A 16,519-nucleotide genomic window follows, 5' to 3' on the forward strand; every position below is an offset into this window, starting at 1 on the left:
AGGCCTGGGCGGCGTCGTCGATATGGAGGTAGCTCCACAGCCCGCGTCTGCCTTCGGCAGGATCGGCGGCCACCTCCCGCACCAGCTGCTCGAGGTAATCGGGCGTCGTGACGGCCGGAAGGCGGAGCAGGGCGACGGAGAGGGCATGCGAGCGATGGAACATCGCCGCGATGGCCTCATCGGCCTGCTTACTCAGGGCGTACGGGTCCTCAACCAGAAAGGGGTGCGCCTCGTCGATCGGGGCGTATACCGGCGATCGCTCGTGCGGCGCCCAGAAAAAGCCATAGGCGGAACAGCTGGAGGCCACCACCACTCGCCGAACGGTACGGTCCGCCGCTGCCGCCAGTACGGCGAAGGTCGCCGCGGTGTTGGCGGTGAAGACCGTGTGCGGAGGATGCCACTGCGGTCCGGGAATCGCCGCCAGGTGGACGACTCCACCGACGTCGCCGCCCCCGATGAGTGCGGCCACCGTGGCAGGATCGCTGAGCCCGCTCGGCTGCCACAGCACGGCTTCGGGCAGGCCCGGAGGGCGAGGGCCGCGGTCGGTGGCGAGCACCGGCCTTCCACCGCCGTGGAGATGTCGCACCACCGCGGATCCGAGCCGGCCGGCCGCTCCCGTCACAAGGATCCGGTCACCACTCATGGACCATTCCCGTCGCCCATCATTCCCTTTCCGGTTCGATGTCGCTCAGTGTTCACACAATACCTTCTTGACCAAGAAAATCGCCTTGAGTAGGTATGGAGCTATACCGGCGCGGGCTCTGCCCGCGCCTCCAACGGTCCAGGGAGGCATCAGCATGGCCCGAGAACTCACCCGGAGAACGGCTATCGTCTCAATGCTCGGCGCGGCCGGTGCGGTCGCCCTCGCCCAAGCCACACGCGGCGAGATCACAGCGCACGCAGCAACGCTGCCGCCGTACGTCGGCTGCGCGGCCGGCCGTGCCACGACATACGATCCGCAGGAGGAATGGGGCAAGGCGCAACGCGACCTGGGCGGCGGCAAGCTGACCTATCGTCGCGCGTTCGACTCGACCATCCCGTCCCCCGGCAACGAAGCCTGGCGCGACGCGGACGCACCCGCGCACTTCTACTCCGTCAAACCGCCGAACAACGACGTCCAGGGATTCATCGACGGGCTGTACGACGACAGGCTGCGAGCCCTCGCTCGCGACCTGCCGAGCGGAACAAAGTTCACGATGTATCACGAGCCCGAGGACAACATGTCCGGGCAGACGTTCTACCAGATGTTCCATCGGCTCTACGACATCGTCAAGGACGAACGGCCGCAGTACGTTCAGGTGTGGTACATCGCGATGGCCTACCAATGGCAGACCAACTCCAAGGGGAACGTCGGGACGAACGACGGCTGGATAGACGCCGCACGGCTGGCCGACGGCGTCGGTATCGACGTCTACGCCCCTGACTGGGACTTCACGGCGATCGAGGACGACGGGGGCTACCAGCGCTGGAGGGACCTGATCGCCGAGCCGTCAGGCCGGCCGTGGGGCGTCATCGAACGAGGCATCAGCGGCCACGCCGGTGAGGCCGCTCGGCTGGACATGCTGAGCCAGGACTGGGAGTTCGCCAAGGCGAACGGCTCCAAGTTCTTCCTCTACTGGCAGTCCGACCGCGGCGGTGACTGGCTGCTCCTCGGCTCCGCCGAGCAGGCGTACCACCGGTCCATGGCCGATGAGGGCCGGCAGATCGGCACCTGACATTCCACGAATCCGCGTGGATAGGTGGATTCGCCTATCCACGCGGACTCGCCGTCGTCGTCAAAGAAGCATGCGTCGTCGTGGTGATCGAGACAAGCCGTGTCAGTCGACCTTGCGGCCCTGCGCCGCCATGTTTTGATAGACCTGCTGCTCCTTCTTGCCGAGCAACCACCATTCCTCGTCCATGCCGATGTTGGTATGCCAGTAGAGGAACATCTCGGCGCCCATCCGGACCGAGAACTTCCAGTCGTCTCTCAACATCGTGGCTCGGGCGTCCTCCCCATAGTCTGCGCTGATGCCGCGTTCGAGCACGCCCCACTTCTTACCGGACGGCACCTTGATGAGATCCCACCACCGCCAGAACCCGTCGTCCTCCTCCATCGAGCGGAAGTACCAACGCGGCGCGTAGACGTCGATGCCGACGCCGTCGGCGATCTTCGCCGCGTCGAGCCATCCGTCGTTCGTGGCGACGTTGCCCTTGGAGTTGGTCATCCACTGGTAGGCCATCGCGACATACCAGACCTCGATGTCGGGCCGTACGCTCTTCACGACATCGACCGTCTTGCTCATCAACTGATAGAAGGTCTGCCCGGACATGTTGTCCTCCGGCTCGTGGTACACGGTGAACACCGTGCACTCCGGTAGCGCTTCGACGAGCGCTCGCAGCCGGTCGTCGTACAGCCCATCGATGTAGCCCTGGACGTCCTTGTCCGGCGGCTTGACCGAATAGAAGTTGCACGGCGCATCGGTCTTGCGCCAGTCCTCCTCGCCCACCGCCGGAATGGTGGGGTCGAACACGCGGCGATAGGTGAGCCTGCCGCGTCCGATGTCCTCCTGTGCCTTGTCCCACCACAGCTGCCGGTCGTAGTCGTCGGGCAGGTCGTCACCGGCGAAGGCCCCGACGTAGGGGAAGCGCTCCTCGCCGGATCCGGCCACCGCGGTGGACCCGGCCACCACCATCGTCGCTCCCGTCAGCAGGGCCACGACGGCGGCCACGAATCGTCGTGTGATCATTGCGGAAACCTCTCCTCAGCGGGTTTACATTTCCTTCGAAGGGACGAGCCTGATGTCCCTCGCCGTCGCGATACGCCCGGGCGACTCCTCACCGGACAATCGAGTCAGGTCGAGGTCTCCGGCGTGATGACACGCGACTCGGTGATCATCGGGACCGGATACCAGCACCGGAACGTCGGACGTGCACCGCTCCTCCCGCAGATACGGGCAGCGTGTGTGGAAGACGCATCCCGACGGCGGATCCGACGGATCGGGAAGCTCGCCGTCGAGTCGAATCCGGCCCTCGCCGCCACGACGACGAGGATCGGGGACCGGCACGGCCGACAGCAGAGCAGTTGTGTAGGGATGCCGAGGCGCGTCGAACAATCGATCGGTTTCGGCCTGCTCGACGATGTTCCCGAGATGCATGACAGCGACCCGGTCGCATACGTGCCGCACGACCGAGAGGTCATGGGAGATGAACAGGTAGGTGAGATCCATATCCGCCTGCAGCTCACTGAGCAGGTTGAGGATCTGGGCACGGATCGACACGTCCAGGGCGGAGACCGCTTCGTCCGCGATCACGAGCCGGGGCTGCGTAATGAGTGCCCGGGCGATATTGATCCGCTGCCGCTCCCCGCCGGAGAACGCGTGCGGATACCGCGACATGTACTCGGGCCGCAGCCCGACCGTGCGCAGCATCTCAGCCACCCGGTCCGGCACACTCGAATCTGAGCGAACGCCATTCGGCAGCCTGCGCAACGGCTCGCCGATGATCTGCAGCAGTGTCTTCCTGGGGTTGAGCGAGCCGAACGGATCCTGGAAGATCATCCTGATCTTGCCCTGATACGGCAGCAGCTGCCGGCCGCGCAACGTCGACAGGTCGACCGGCTCGGATCCACTGTCTCGATACCAGATCGCGCCCGCTGTCGGTTCCAAGGCCCGTACGATCGCCCGCCCGAGCGTGGATTTCCCGCACCCGGACTCCCCCACCAGGCCGAGCGTTTCACCGGGCCTGATCTCCAAATCTACCCCCGCCACGGCTTTGACCTCCCAGGCTGTCCGGCGTAGCAGCCCGTGCTTGACGCGAAAGTGAACTCGCAGGTCGCTGACGGTCAGTAGTGGCCCGACAGCGCCGTCCACGGCGGAGATCTCCTCCGCCGGTCCCGGAACATCCGTGTCGCCGGATCCGGCCGTCGTCCGCGGTACGACCGGGCCAGGCCGTTCCGGCGGTACAGTTTCGACCGGCTCGTGTTCCGTGGCCAACGGATCGCGATCCGTGGCCGCCGGGGCGTACAGGTGACACACTGCGAGCCGGTCTGGTTCCAGCTGGTGTCGGTCAGGCGTCTCGACGTCACACAAGCCGGGCATCGCCGCCCGGCAACGCGTGTGGAACCCACAGCCCTCTGGTCGATCACCCGGATGCGGAACCATGCCGGCGATCGCCGTCAAACGGCTCTTCCGCCTGTCGTCGAGCGACGGGATCGACTCGAGCAAGGCCTCCGTGTACGGATGCGCGGGACTGGCGAAGATGTCATCGACCCGAGCACGTTCGACGACCGTACCCAGATACATCACCGCGACCTCATCGGCGACCTGGGCGACCACTCCCATGTCGTGGGTGATGAACATGATGGCCATGCCGGTCTGTTCCTGCAGCTCGCCGAGCAGGTCGAGGATCCGTGCCTGGGTGGTCACGTCGAGGGCCGTCGTGGGCTCGTCGGCGATCAACAAGGCGGGGTCGCAGCACAACGCGATCGCGATCATCACCCGCTGGCACATGCCACCGGAAAGCTGGAACGAGTAGGCGTCGAATCGCTTGTGCGGCTGCGGAATACCGACTCTGGCCAACTCCGCGATCGCACGATCCTTCGCCTCGTCAGCGGTCAGGTCGGAATGCAGCCGAATCGTCTCGACGAGCTGCGCGCCGATGGTATACATCGGCGAGAGCGCAGCGATCGGCTCCTGGAAAACCATGCCGATCTCGGCACCACGAACACGGCGAAGCCGCTCCCCGCGTGGGTCGAGCGCGGCGAGATCGACATGCTCTCGCTCGAGATCGGGTTGCCACCAGATCGCGCCGCTCTCCACCCTGCCCGGTGGTTCGATCAGCCCGAGCACCGATCGCGCCATCATCGACTTCCCGCACCCCGACTCCCCCACTACGCACAAGGTCTTGCCGGCTGAGACCTCCAGGTCGACCCCGTCGACCGCCTTGACGACGCCGTCGCCGGTATGGAAATACGTGCGCAGATCCTCGATGGTCAGCAGCGCCCTCGTCTTCGGCGACATCAGGTCCTCACTCATGGCTCGACCTCACGATTTGTAGGGGTCCGCGGCGTCGCGAAGACCGTCGCCGACGAAGTTGAACGACAAGACGACCACGACGACCGCCGCGCCGGGCAGCAACAGCCAGGGGGCGGCCTGAAGGGTGGCGAAGTTCTGTGCCTCTTCGAGCAGCGTGCCCCAGCTCACCGCCGGCGCCCGCAACCCGAGACCCAGGAAGGACAATGCGGTTTCCGCGAGGATCATCGCCGGAATCGCCAGCGTCGTCGAAGCGATCAGATGGCTGGTGAACGACGGCAGCATGTGCCCGAAGATGAGCCGCGGCGGTCCGACGCCGTCCAGAGCCGTCGCGGTGACGAAATCCTCTTCGCGCAGCGCCATGAACCGGCCACGGACAACCCGGGCCAGATCCGTCCACGCGATCGCCGACAGGATCACCGTGATCGTGAAGTAACGCTGCATGGGACCCCAATCCGTCGGCACCGCGGCGGCCAGGCCGAGCCACAAAGGCAGCGTCGGGATGGACATGAAGAACTCGATCAATCGCTGGATGACGGTGTCGACCCAGCCACCGACGTATCCGGAGATCCCGCCGAGCACGACACCGATGACGAACGACGCCGCTACGCCGACCAGGCCGATCGTCAGAGACACGCGCGCACCGTGCACGATGCGGGAGAACAGGTCGTACCCGTTGGCCGTCGCGCCGAGAAAGAAAACCGGCGGACCTTCGGGATCGGCCGGTCCTATCAGATGCCGGTCGGTCTCGAACAGCCCGAACAGCTTGTACGACTCCCCCTCGGCGAAGAACCGCACTGGGACCCGCTGCTCATGGTCTACCTCGTAGGTGATCTCCAGGGTCTCTTGATCGACGTGATCGGTGTAACCGTTGACATAGAGCCCCCAATCCCAGCCGTCCGGGCTCGTGTCGACGACCTTCAGCACCTGGGGAGGGGCACCGCCGTAGCCGACCTGTTGGTATTCGGTGGAGTAGGGCGCGACGAACTCGGCGAACAGCGCCACGAGGTACGCCACGGCGAGCACGACCGCCCCGGCCATCGCCAGCCGGTGCCGACGGAAACGCCACCACACGAGCCGCCACTGCGAGGCCGAGTGCCGTGCCGGGTGCGGTTGGGTCATCGGGTGTGCTCCCGTCACCGGTACTGATGCCGGACTCGGGGATCAAGCCAGGCGAGAACGAGGTCCGACAGCAGGGTGCCGATCACCGTCAGCACGCTGACGACGAGAATGATCGATCCGGCGAGGTACATGTCTTGCGACCGCAACGCCCCCAGCATCAGAGGGCCGGTCGTTGGCAGGGCCAGCACGGTGCCGACCACCACCTCGCCGGACACCAACATGGGAAGCACCCAGCCGATCGTCGACACGAACGGGTTCAGGGCGACGCGCAGGGGGTAGCGAATCAGCAGCCGGCGCTCCCCCATGCCCCGCGCGCGCCCGGCCACGACGTACGGCCTGCGCAACTCGTCGAGAAGGTTCGCGCGCAGGATGCGGATCAGTCCGGCGGTACCGGCCGTGCCGAGCACGATCACCGGTATCCACAGATGCGACAGCAGATCGATGAACCTTCCGACCGACCACGGCGCATGGGCGTACTCGGAGGAGAAGACCCCGACGAAGGAGCCGCCGAACCACAACCTCGAGAGATAGACGAGGACCAGGGCCAGGAGGAAATTCGGGATCGCCAGTCCGATGAAGCCGATCGTGGTCGCGAGGTAGTCGCCCGGCGAATATGGGCGAACCGCTGAATAGATGCCGATCGGGAATGCCACGATCCAGGTGAACAGCAGCGTGCCCAGCGTCAGGGCGATGGTGAAGGGAAGTGTGTCGGCCAACAGCGCGGACACCGGCTGGTTCCATTCGAAGGACATTCCGAAGTCCCCGTGGAACAGGATCCCCTTCATCCACGTCAGGTACTGCACCGGCACAGGTTCATCCAGCCCGTAGCGAGCGCTGAGGGCATCGAGGTACGCCTGATCGGCGGGCTCGCCGCGTTCACGCAGCCGGCTCGCCAGCTGAGTCAGGTAATCGCCCGGGGGCAGCTGGATGATCACGAACGACACGACCGATATCGCGAACACGGTCGGCACCATGTACGCGATCCGGCGCAGTACGTATCTCCACATGTCGTGTCAGCTTCACCAGCGCTATCAGGCGATGTAGTACTGCTCTGGCCTGGTCGGCCCGGGCGTCGGGTAGGTCCACCCCTGGATCATCTGCCGCGGCACATTGTGGAAGTCGTTCTTGGCCATGAAGTATTTCGCCGTCTCCCGAGCGATGCCGATCACGTGGAACTGCTCCTTGGCGATGGTCAGCATCTCCCGGGCGAGTCGCTCCTGCTCCGCCTCGTCGATGGAAGCAGAGATGTCCTTCAGCAACTGGAGCTGACGTCGGGTGGTCTCCGGCGGCTCCTCCCCCTCTGCGCCTCCGGTCGAGTTCCACATCCCCCACGGCACCGCGTAATAGGAGCCGGCGTCTTGCACCACGTAATTCTTCGGCTGTTGCAACACGTCGAGCCCGCCGTCGCCGTGCCACACGCACGCGTCGTGTTCGTTGTTGTCCTTCCGCTCGGCGAACAGGACGTCGTCCATGTCGCGTACCGTGACGTCGACCCCGACATCGCGCCAGAAGCGCCGGATCATCTCCAGCTGCTCGGCCCACTCCGGGCGCATATCGGGCACGAATTCCACGACGAAGCTGATCGGCTCGCCTTTCGGCCCGAGCCGGATGCCGTCGTCGTTCTTCTCCGGGTAGGCCTTGTCGAGGTGCTGGTTGGCCAGATCGACGTCGTACTCGAGATATTGGGTGGCGAACTCCTCGTCGTAGAACGCCGACTCCCGCAGCGGCGCGGCCTGGTACGGCTCGCCCTGCCGCTGCATGGTGGCATCGATGACGTCCTGGCGATTGATCGCGTGCGACAGGCCGATCCGGAAATCGAGGTTGTTGAAGATCTCGCGCTTGACGGAATCGTTGTGCGTCAGGTTCAGGTAGATGCACATGATGTTCATGCGGGTCTCGATGACCTCGACGAAATCGAAGTCGTGGGCCTCGCGCTCGTTGGCCAGCAGCGGCTTGTTCGCCGGGCTCGTGAACCTGGTATCGGGCCCGGCCTCCAGGCTGATCTCGCCGTTGAGTGCCTTGGACAGCATCGTCTCGGCGTCGTCGAGCACGTCGTAGGTCACCTCGTCGATATACGGCAGCTGGCTTCCGTCCGGGTCGACCTTCCAGTAGTACGGGTTGCGCTCGAGCTTGACCTGCCGGCTGTCCAGCGTCGTGACGAAATGCCATGGCCACAGCGTCGGGATGTCGGCGTTCTGCCCGGTGAACCACACCAGGCCGCTGATCTTCTCGAAGTAGTCGATCCAGTTCTCGTAGCCCTCGTCCGCGGCGACCTGTGCGGCCTCAGGGTTGTACGTCGGATGGAACTGCTCGAGGTAGTGCCGCGGGAACTTGGTGTAGACCTGGCCCAGCGGGTGCGCGAGCAGGTGGAGGAAGAGGCCATCGGGCTGGGCGGTGACGAGAGTGAAGGAGAGATCGTCGATCGGTATGAATTCGATCGGATTGCCGCGCGACAACACCGACTTGCCCGGAGACGGGAAGAGTTCGGGGTCGAACATCACGTCCTGGACCGCGAACTGCACGTCACGAGCGGTGAACGGCTCGCCGTCCGACCACTTCATACCCTCACGAAGCCGGAAGGTGAACTCGGTACCGTCGTCGCTGATCTCGTAGCTCTCGGCGACGTTGGGTGTGATCTCGGCCGTACCGACTGCGCCGGTCCACGCCGGTGTCCACGAGACCAGATTCTCGTATCCCAGCATGGCGTAGAGGTACGAGTATTCTGTGCGCCCGATCACGCTGCGCCAGATGCCGCCATAGGCACCGGCCTGGTCGACCGGCTCGACAACCAGCGGCTGTGTCGGGAGCCGCTGATCTACCGGCGGTAGCTCCCCGGTCTCGACCAGATCGGCCAGGCCCGGCGCCTCGGCACCCTTGGTGGTGTCGGATCTGATCGGCTCGTTCGAGCTGCAGCCGAAGAAGGCGGGAGCAGCGGCGACGGCGCCGAGTCCCAAACCGGATGCGAGCAGGCGGCGTCTCGTCAAGCCGTTACGACCAGTCATGGTGCGCTCCACATTCCTTCGCTCTATGTCGATCTGGAGTTACCTTCGAATCGAAGTAAATCAGCTACGCTGCAAGCTACCCTCGACCCCATGAGGGATCAACGTCCACGTTTCGAGCAGGAGATGACCATCCGTTGAACACTCCGAGAGCAATCGCCATGGCCATGCACATCCATGCGTCGTTCAGCGAAGGCACCGCCAGCTACGAATCGCATCTGGACCAAGCCAGCCGGCACAGCGTCGACGTGATCTGGTGGACCGACCACGACTTCCGGGTGGCCGCGCATCAGTACCGGCAGGCGGTGCGTTTCGATGGCCCGGTCGAGGCCGAAGGTGAGCTGGAATGGTCCTGGACAGAGGAGCGCTCGGGTGACCTGACGGCCGCGAGAGCCGACTATGTCACCGAACCGCACACACCCGACGAGGACGGATCGGCGCTGCGTCTGATCGCCACCGGGGGAACAGGTGGTGGCGAGCTGTGGCAGCGAGGCACGGCGTTCAACTGGACGTACAGTGTCAGCCTCGCCGACACCACCCTTGAGCTCGACATCCTGCCGGAGGAGTGCACGCCCGGGGCCGCTCTCGTCCTGCAGATCGAGTCGTCGCACCATCCGGCCCGCGCAGGGCGGCCCGCGGGCCAGTACCGGCTCGAATACCGCTTCGGCGCAGTGAACGAGGCAAAGCAAAGCGCCGACGGGCTGCTCGGCATCGTGCAGGTCCCCGTCGTAACCCGGCGATGGCAGCGGCAGACGCTGCGGCCGGTCGACGACATCGCGGCGATCTGGCCGGACCTGGTGGCCGAAGACAACTCGCTGCATCAGCTCCGGATCGGCGTGCGCGCCGACGAAGGCGAACAGGCATGCTTCGTCGTCGATCGCCTCCGATTCGACCGAGGCCGCGGGGACGGTCCGGCCGGTGTAAGACTGCGACGGGAAGTGCTCAAGAGGTACACCGGCGCCTACCCTGACGTCACCTGTCACGAAGCCTTCGAGATCTCGCTCGTCCGGCACCTGAACTGGTTCGGCGGCGAACTCACTCTGCCACCGCTGCCGGTGCCACCGTATCGAGACAACGATGTCGATCGCGCAACCGAGATGGTCGAGTTCATCCACCGTCACGGCGGCCTGGTGCAGTGGAACCATCCGCTCGACATCGAGACACCCGAGTCGCTGGCCGCCTTGATGATCGAGCGGGACAACCTCGGCGCCGATCTGGTGGAGATCGGCCGCGAACCGGTGGACGGGTTGCTCGACGTCTTCGACATCGCGGCACGTAACGCTGTCTTCTTCACCGGCGTCGGCGTCACCGACGACCACGAGGGAACCGACTGGCTGCGTCGGAAGAACAACTGGATCACGTATGTGTGGGCACCGTCCACCGAGGTCACCGACCTGACGAGAGCGCTGCGGGCGGGGCGCGCGTGGTTCTGCGATCCAGCGCGCTGGCGGGGCGAGCTGGACATGCTCGTCTGGGGAAAGCCGGCCATGGGCGGCGTCGCCGTGAGTGCTGCCGACTCGGTGCCGATCGAGGTGAGCGCCACCGATCTGCCGGGCGACTGCCGCCTCGACATCATCGTCGGCACTGTGGACCATGCCGGACTCGCCGATCTCTCCCCCTCGTACACCACGGTTCCGGTATCTACCGTGTCGGGCGTCAGCCGCTACCCACTGGAGGTGGCCGTCGGCGACGGCTCTTATGTCCGGGCGCAGATCCGGGACGGCTCCGACGCTCTGGTCGCGGTCGGAAATCCAGTCTGGCTGCTCCGCACCGTGCCGCCTCGAGGTATCCCGGACGAGCGGCGGATCACCCACATCGGCTGAGCCTTGCTGCCGGCCGCCCAAGGACCTGGTTCCGCTTCACCTACGCACGTTCAGGCGTCGGGCCGAGCTCGTCCGCTGCGGCGCCGTCCAGCTCCCAGGACGGGTCGATCTCGACGCCGAGGTGTCTCAGGGCAGTAGGCACGATATCCACCATGGCCATGCCGGCACCTCCGACCGGTGCCGGCCGGATGTCGCCGCCGACGGCCAGGGTCCAGATGTCACGGACCTCGGGCTCGCCTCCGCCGTGGCCGCCCTCGTCCAGATGGCCATGGTCGGTCGCCGCAAGAATCAGCCAGTCCTCCTGGTCATAGGTGGGCCTGCCTCGGAGCGCCTGCACGAGCGTGCTGACTTCCCGATCGAGTTGCTCGATCGCCTCGATGTACGCGGCTGAGGCGCCCCCGAAACGGTGTCCCGCGACGTCGGCGAGAATGAGGTAGACGTAGCCGACATCCGGGTTGTGCCTGGATAGCGTCGCCGATGCCCAGGCGATGATCTGGCGAGCGGAAGACGCACCCTCGCCCGTGCCCTCGTTGGATGGGTGCAAGATCTTCACGTGCGGCGCATCGATGATCTGTTCCATCAACGGCGGCCAGTCGCCGATCGCGAACGTGGAAAGGTCCGGACGGACATTCCTCAGCCGGGTGAGAACGTCGGGGAAACGCTCCAGCTCGTTCGGTTCGATCACGTTCGACAGGACTCGGTGCTTGTCGGGCCAGACTCCGGTGAGAAGGGTGCTGTGGCCGGGCCCGGAAACCGTCAACGCGGAGTACTCGTCCGGGTCGTACGTCATGGTCCGGCCGAGGCTCCCTTCCGCCGCGAGCGTGTCGATGTTCGGCGTCCGAGCCTCTTGCAGTTTGTCCCACCGGACTCCGTCGAAGATGAGGATCAGGACCTTCTTGTCACTGGTGCCGTGCGGGACGTCATCGACTGCGACCGTGTCCGTCATGGCGCCCACTTCTACGGGCCCGACATGACCGGCACATGGCTCGTAGCCGAACTACTCAACAACATCCCTCCAGACGCCCCGCCGCTGAGGCTACCCCTCGGCGTAGTCTCCACCCGGGATGCCGAAGAACTCCTCAAGTGTCGCAACACCGGTACGCCGAAGCTCGGCCGCGAGTGGTTCACCCACGTATCGCAGGTGCCACGGCTCGTAGCGGTAGCCGGTGATGGCGGTGGAGCCGGACTGGTAGCGGACGAGGAATCCGTAGCGCCAGGCGTTCTCGGCGAGCCACCGGCCACCCGGGGTCTCGCCGAAGCATTCCTCGAAGTCGCATTCTGGGCTGTCGGGTGTGACCAGGTCGACCGCGAGGCCGGTCTGGTGCTCGCTGTGGCCAGACCGGGCCGAGACCTCGTCCGCCGCAACCTGGCCGCGGGCCGCGACCGTGTCCGCGTAGACACCCGCCTGGTAGTCGTACGACCGGAAGGCGCTGGCGACCTTGAAGCCTAGGCCCAGCTCATCGCTGTCGGCGAGGAGGCGCTCAAGCGGCGCGACGACAGGTCCCGCGACCTGGTAGCCGCGTACGAGCCCCATCTCCGGACGGAAGTCCTTCGGCCGGATCGGGTGTTTCTTGTTGACCACCACCCAGATGCTCGTCGGATCCGTCGTGGAGTATCGGGTGCGGTCGAACTCATCGGCTTCGGCGGAAGCCTCCTCCTGGTCGATCTGGGGGCCATCGTCTCGCTGCGAACCAGGTGTTTCCGTGACGGGCGATGTCGCTCTCGCGGTAGACGCGGTGCGCGCTGACGATCCATCAGCGGTGGGCGCGGACGACCCATCAACGGACGGGAGCAGGAGCGTGATCCCGCCGACAATTAAGCTGCCTAAGGCAAGCGCTGCGGCGAGCGCTGCGACAATCCTTCTCACGCTCCTATGACGGGTGCGAGCCATCCGGCAGGTTGCGCGCCCCTAGATGCAACCTCCCGGACCGCCGCTCACGTCTAGGAGGCGAAAGGAGCAACATGCGAGATAACGAGCGCTCGGCAGAGTTCGTCGCATTCGTTCAGGCGCGCCGGTCTGACCTCGTGCGCACCGCGGTCCTGCTGTGCGCAGGAGATGAGGCTCATGCCGAGGACCTGGTACAGACGACCCTCACCCGGCTGTACCTGTCGTGGCCACGGGTCCAACGCGCAGACAGCCCACTCGCGTACTCGCGCCGCTGCCTGACCCACGTCTTCATCGACGAAACCCGGCGCGCTCACCGCCGACGTGAAACAAGCGTCGCCGTACCGATGGATGCACTCGGCCGTGATCCCGCCGACGCCTCCCCCGACCTCGACCTGCGAGCGTTGGTGCTCACCGCGCTCTCCTCGCTCGCCCCGCGGCAGCGTGCTGTCGTTGTACTACGTCACTGGCACGACCTGGACGTCGATGAGACCGCCCGGATCCTCGGTTGCCGCCCTGGCACCGTGAAGTCCCAAACTGCCCGAGCATTGGCTCATCTGCGCGAATTCCTCACGACCGCCGACCATCAGCTCGACCTGGAGGTGTCGTAAATGGCTCTGAATCACGATCTCAAACACGCTCTCGACGTGGCCGCCGGCGACGAACCGCGCCCGGCCGACCCGGCCGCCGACCTCGCCCGAGCGCAAGCCGCCGTCCGCGCCCGCTCCCGCCGCCGGTTCCGCCTCGGCGTGAGCGCGCTGGCGACGGCGGCGCTGGTCGGGGCCGCCTCCGTCGTCGTACTGGACGGCTCCCCCACGAGTCCGCCATCGGCCGCTGCCGCCGAAGTTCGGCTGGTGGCTGAGCAACTCGATGCGGAGCCGTACACCTTCGATCTCACGCCGGAGGGTTGGTCGGTCCAAGCGCAGCTGCCAAGCGCAGTGACGATCGCGCCCGACGACGGCTCGACCTCCGACGAGCCCCATGACTTCCGGGGCAAGCTCGTGATCATCTTCGACGCGAACCCGCCCACAGGCCGAGACGTCGAGCACGAGAGCCGCCAGTTCTGGGTCAACGAGAACCCCGATTACACCATCATCTCCACGCGGACACGTGCCGATGAACCGTCCGGTGTGGTCAGCATCCAGTACCCGCACAACACCGGCTGGGAGGAGTCCGCCATGATCGAGTTCCTCGCCAGCGTGCACGTGGGACCGGGCGCACAACACGGGCAGGGCTAGGCGCGGTCCCGAATCCACTGTCAGCCTGTCATCGCCAATCTCCGCGCGGACGATGTCCGTCGTCCGCGTGCCGAGATCGCTTGCGGGGCCATCGAAGGTCCCGCCCGGCCCAAAGGCCTTGGTCAGGTGGGTGTTGGCTTCGGCCCGGCGGCGGTCAGGGCGCGGCAGCGATGGGCTAGCGCCTTGGCGTGCGACTGTGCGGTGTGTTCGGGCCCAGGGCCACATGCAGGTAGGTAGCGCGATGCGTGCTTGGGTTGCCGAGCACTGCTGCATGGTCAAGGTGGCGTGCTTGCGTCCTCACTGACCACGGCGGCCGGACGTGCCGACACGGCGGATTGCCGCGATTGTCGGGCCATTATCGGAGAGGCGACACCTTGAACTACATCAATGATCAAAACGTCTACGTTCAGCTCGGCGTGATCCTGAATCCGCAAACCGACCAGGACTGCAAGACGATCGTTCGGCTACAAGAACTAGAGGCAGCAGAAGCCCTCTCGCTTTACGCGATGATCGCCAACGAACACAATCGGCCGATTCTGACCACGCGGAGCGATCACGATTGCGAGTGTGAGTGTGAGTGTGCGGAATGGTCCGAAGATGACGACGAAGAGGAGTAGTCCAAGCGTGTCGCCGTTGTGGCCATAGAAGCGACTCTTGATGTCGTCGCTCTACTTCTCAGCGCCGTACGGCCGCTCGCGGCCGATCACCTCAAGCTCGGTGGACCGCTCATCCCGAGAGGGCAGCCTTGCACGCTTGGACCCGCTGCTGAGACCTCTTGTCAGGCCGTGCTGATGCCAGGCTGATCGAGGTGGCTCAACACATCGACACTCCCTCCTTCGGTGTCCGCCCCGGGATGCCCCGCGAACGCCTTTGGTGCCGACGGCCTCGATTGCTTAGGCATCAGCTCCTTTGGTGGCGCCGGGACTCAGTCGTTGGTGGATGCCCCTGGTCCAGTCGCGGCGTACCGGGCGGCGATGGTGCGGACGGCCTCGTCGACTACCTGAGCGACGCGTTCGGCGCTCACCTCCCAGCCCGGCACTAGGAGTGTCGGCCAGAAGACGTAGTTGGAGATCATGCCCAGGAACTGGGTGGCTGCGAGGTCCACGTCCTCGACCCGCACCGTTCCCGCCTCGTGCTCAGCCAGGAGGTAGCTGCGTACGGACTCGAAGTAGGGCATCTTCCCGTGCGAGAACTGCGCATGGGCCAGCTCAGGGAACCGCGGCAGCTCGGCAATGACGATCCTGAACAGGTCTGTCATCTGGGCACGGCCTAACAGCTCGGCGTAACGGCGACCGATGATGCTGAGCCCGTCAACGATGTTGCCTCCTGGCGGAGGATCCTCTTCGTCAGCGGTCGACCAGGACTCGGTCACGATGGCGTCGAACAGGGCAGCTTTGCTCGGAAACTGCTTGAACAAGGTGGCCCGCGAAACGCCCGAGCGCTCTGCGATCCGCGCCAGCGACGTCCGGTCGTAGCCCAACTCGAGGAACAGTGCGGTCGCGGCCGTCAAGATCAGCGCGCGCTTCTCCTGGGCGATGCGCTGGTGATACGTCGTCACGACCCTGCTCATGGGCCGAGCATACGAGGTGAGTGGCTTGACTCACCATCGCCCCCGTCCTAGTGTCAGGCAGTGGTGAGTCACTCGGCTCACCACCGGCCGCCGTTCATCACTGATGATCCCGGTCAGTCACCCACGTACCAAAGGAACATCTGATGCCCCGCTTCGACAACCAGACCGTGCTCGTGACCGGTGGGACCGGTGGCCAGGGCTCGAGCCACGTACGCGCCTTTCACGCGGAGGGAGCGAACGTGGTGATCGGCGGCATCGACGCCGAACGCGGCGCCGCTCTCGCCGACGAGCTCGGGACCCGCGCTCGCTTCGCCCGCCTTGACGTTACCGACGAGAGCTCGTGGTCCGCCGCTGTGCTAGTCGCCGAGAGCGCCTTCGGCGCCCTGAACGTGCTCGTCAACAACGCGGGCGTGCAGAACCCGCCTGCAACAATCGAGAACACGGACCAGGCCACGTGGTCGCGCATCCTCGACATCAACCTCACAGGGACCTTCCTCGGCATCAAGTTCGCAGCCCCCGCTCTGCGCCGCGCAGCAGGGGGAGCCATCGTCAACATCGCCTCGGCCATGGGCCTGGGCGGCACGGCTCACTACGCGCCGTACGTCGCCAGCAAGTGGGGCGTGCGAGGTCTCACCCAAACGGCAGCACTCGAACTCGGCCGCGACCACATCCGGGTGAACACCATCCACCCCGGCGTGATCGCGACCCCCTTCATCCAAGAACCAGCAGCCGGCGCCACCGCGGCAATCGCCGACTTCTACTCACCCGAGCCGTTCGCCATCCCCCGACTTGGAGAGCCGACCGACGTCACCCGGCTTCTCCTGTTCCTCACGTCATCAGACGCGTCGTTCATCACAGGGTCGGAGTACG

15 protein-coding genes are annotated in these 16,519 nt (G+C 65.5%); 6 read left to right on the forward strand and 9 right to left on the reverse strand.

Translation table 11 applies throughout. The annotated features are described in order from the left end of the window. Positions 1-643: NAD-dependent epimerase/dehydratase family protein (locus ELR45_RS01315; RefSeq protein ID WP_165367366.1), on the reverse strand; the 643-nt coding region annotated here is incomplete at its 3' end. A gap of 154 nt (positions 644-797) precedes the next feature. Here ELR45_RS01315 and ELR45_RS01320 point away from each other — a divergent pair. Beyond that, positions 798-1,715 (forward strand): hypothetical protein, encoded by a 918-nt coding sequence (locus tag ELR45_RS01320; RefSeq protein WP_129662803.1) that lies wholly within the window; start codon positions 798-800, stop codon positions 1,713-1,715. Between the two features lie 102 nt (positions 1,716-1,817). Here the strand turns inward: ELR45_RS01320 and ELR45_RS01325 are convergent, their stop codons facing one another. The 5 genes from ELR45_RS01325 to ELR45_RS01345 are packed head-to-tail and all read right to left on the reverse strand — an operon-like array spanning position 1,818 to position 9,136. Then, positions 1,818-2,729, reverse strand: coding sequence for a hypothetical protein (locus tag ELR45_RS01325; protein ID WP_129662805.1), 912 nt, complete (start codon positions 2,727-2,729; stop codon positions 1,818-1,820). A 24-nt stretch (positions 2,730-2,753) separates the two neighbouring features. Continuing rightward, on the reverse strand, positions 2,754-5,015 hold the full coding sequence (locus ELR45_RS40220) for an ABC transporter ATP-binding protein (RefSeq protein ID WP_129662806.1): 2,262 nt from the start codon (positions 5,013-5,015) through the stop codon (positions 2,754-2,756). A 9-nt stretch (positions 5,016-5,024) separates the two neighbouring features. Beyond that, positions 5,025-6,134, reverse strand: a complete 1,110-nt coding sequence (locus ELR45_RS01335; RefSeq protein ID WP_129662808.1) for an ABC transporter permease — start codon at positions 6,132-6,134, stop codon at positions 5,025-5,027. Between the two features lie 14 nt (positions 6,135-6,148). Beyond that, positions 6,149-7,141: an ABC transporter permease gene (locus ELR45_RS01340; protein WP_129662810.1), complete on the reverse strand. Its 993-nt coding sequence runs from the start codon at positions 7,139-7,141 to the stop codon at positions 6,149-6,151. Between the two features lie 24 nt (positions 7,142-7,165). Further along, positions 7,166-9,136 (reverse strand): ABC transporter substrate-binding protein, encoded by a 1,971-nt coding sequence (locus tag ELR45_RS01345; RefSeq protein WP_129662812.1) that lies wholly within the window; start codon positions 9,134-9,136, stop codon positions 7,166-7,168. 134 nt (positions 9,137-9,270) lie between these two features. Here ELR45_RS01345 and ELR45_RS01350 point away from each other — a divergent pair, with 134 nt between their 5' ends. Then, positions 9,271-10,956 carry a CehA/McbA family metallohydrolase domain-containing protein gene (locus ELR45_RS01350; RefSeq protein WP_129662814.1) on the forward strand — a complete coding sequence of 562 codons (1,686 nt, stop codon included), beginning with the start codon at positions 9,271-9,273 and terminating at the stop codon, positions 10,954-10,956. A 40-nt stretch (positions 10,957-10,996) separates the two neighbouring features. On the opposite strand, the gene ELR45_RS01355 is transcribed toward ELR45_RS01350, so the two are convergent. Both ELR45_RS01355 and ELR45_RS01360 read right to left on the reverse strand, forming a co-directional pair. Then, a complete protein-coding gene (locus ELR45_RS01355) occupies positions 10,997-11,902 on the reverse strand; it encodes an alkaline phosphatase family protein (RefSeq protein WP_129662816.1) in 906 nt (301 codons plus the stop codon). Positions 11,903-11,992: 90 nt separating this feature from the next. After that, positions 11,993-12,823: a M15 family metallopeptidase gene (locus tag ELR45_RS01360; protein WP_165367367.1), complete on the reverse strand. Its 831-nt coding sequence runs from the start codon at positions 12,821-12,823 to the stop codon at positions 11,993-11,995. 95 nt (positions 12,824-12,918) lie between these two features. Between ELR45_RS01360 and ELR45_RS01365 the strand changes: the two genes are divergently transcribed. The 3 genes from ELR45_RS01365 (at position 12,919) to ELR45_RS01375 (ending at position 14,696) form a co-directional block, all read left to right on the forward strand. Then, entirely contained in the window at positions 12,919-13,452 is a 534-nt protein-coding gene (locus ELR45_RS01365) for a SigE family RNA polymerase sigma factor (RefSeq protein WP_129662820.1), read from the forward strand. Continuing rightward, a complete protein-coding gene (locus tag ELR45_RS01370; protein WP_129662822.1) occupies positions 13,453-14,079 on the forward strand; it encodes a hypothetical protein in 627 nt (208 codons plus the stop codon). Positions 14,080-14,453: 374 nt separating this feature from the next. Continuing rightward, the gene (locus ELR45_RS01375) at positions 14,454-14,696 is read left to right on the forward strand and encodes a hypothetical protein (protein ID WP_129662824.1); all 243 of its coding nucleotides are present in this window, start codon (positions 14,454-14,456) and stop codon (positions 14,694-14,696) included. A 308-nt stretch (positions 14,697-15,004) separates the two neighbouring features. On the opposite strand, the gene ELR45_RS01380 is transcribed toward ELR45_RS01375, so the two are convergent. Then, positions 15,005-15,649 (reverse strand): TetR/AcrR family transcriptional regulator, encoded by a 645-nt coding sequence (locus ELR45_RS01380; RefSeq protein ID WP_129662826.1) that lies wholly within the window; start codon positions 15,647-15,649, stop codon positions 15,005-15,007. Positions 15,650-15,792: 143 nt separating this feature from the next. Here ELR45_RS01380 and ELR45_RS01385 point away from each other — a divergent pair. Further along, a partial coding sequence (locus tag ELR45_RS01385; RefSeq protein WP_205855670.1) for an SDR family oxidoreductase occupies positions 15,793-16,519 on the forward strand: 727 nt, incomplete at its 3' end.

Source organism: Phytoactinopolyspora endophytica, from assembly GCF_004138495.1.
Taxonomy (GTDB): domain Bacteria; phylum Actinomycetota; class Actinomycetes; order Jiangellales; family Jiangellaceae; genus Phytoactinopolyspora; species Phytoactinopolyspora endophytica.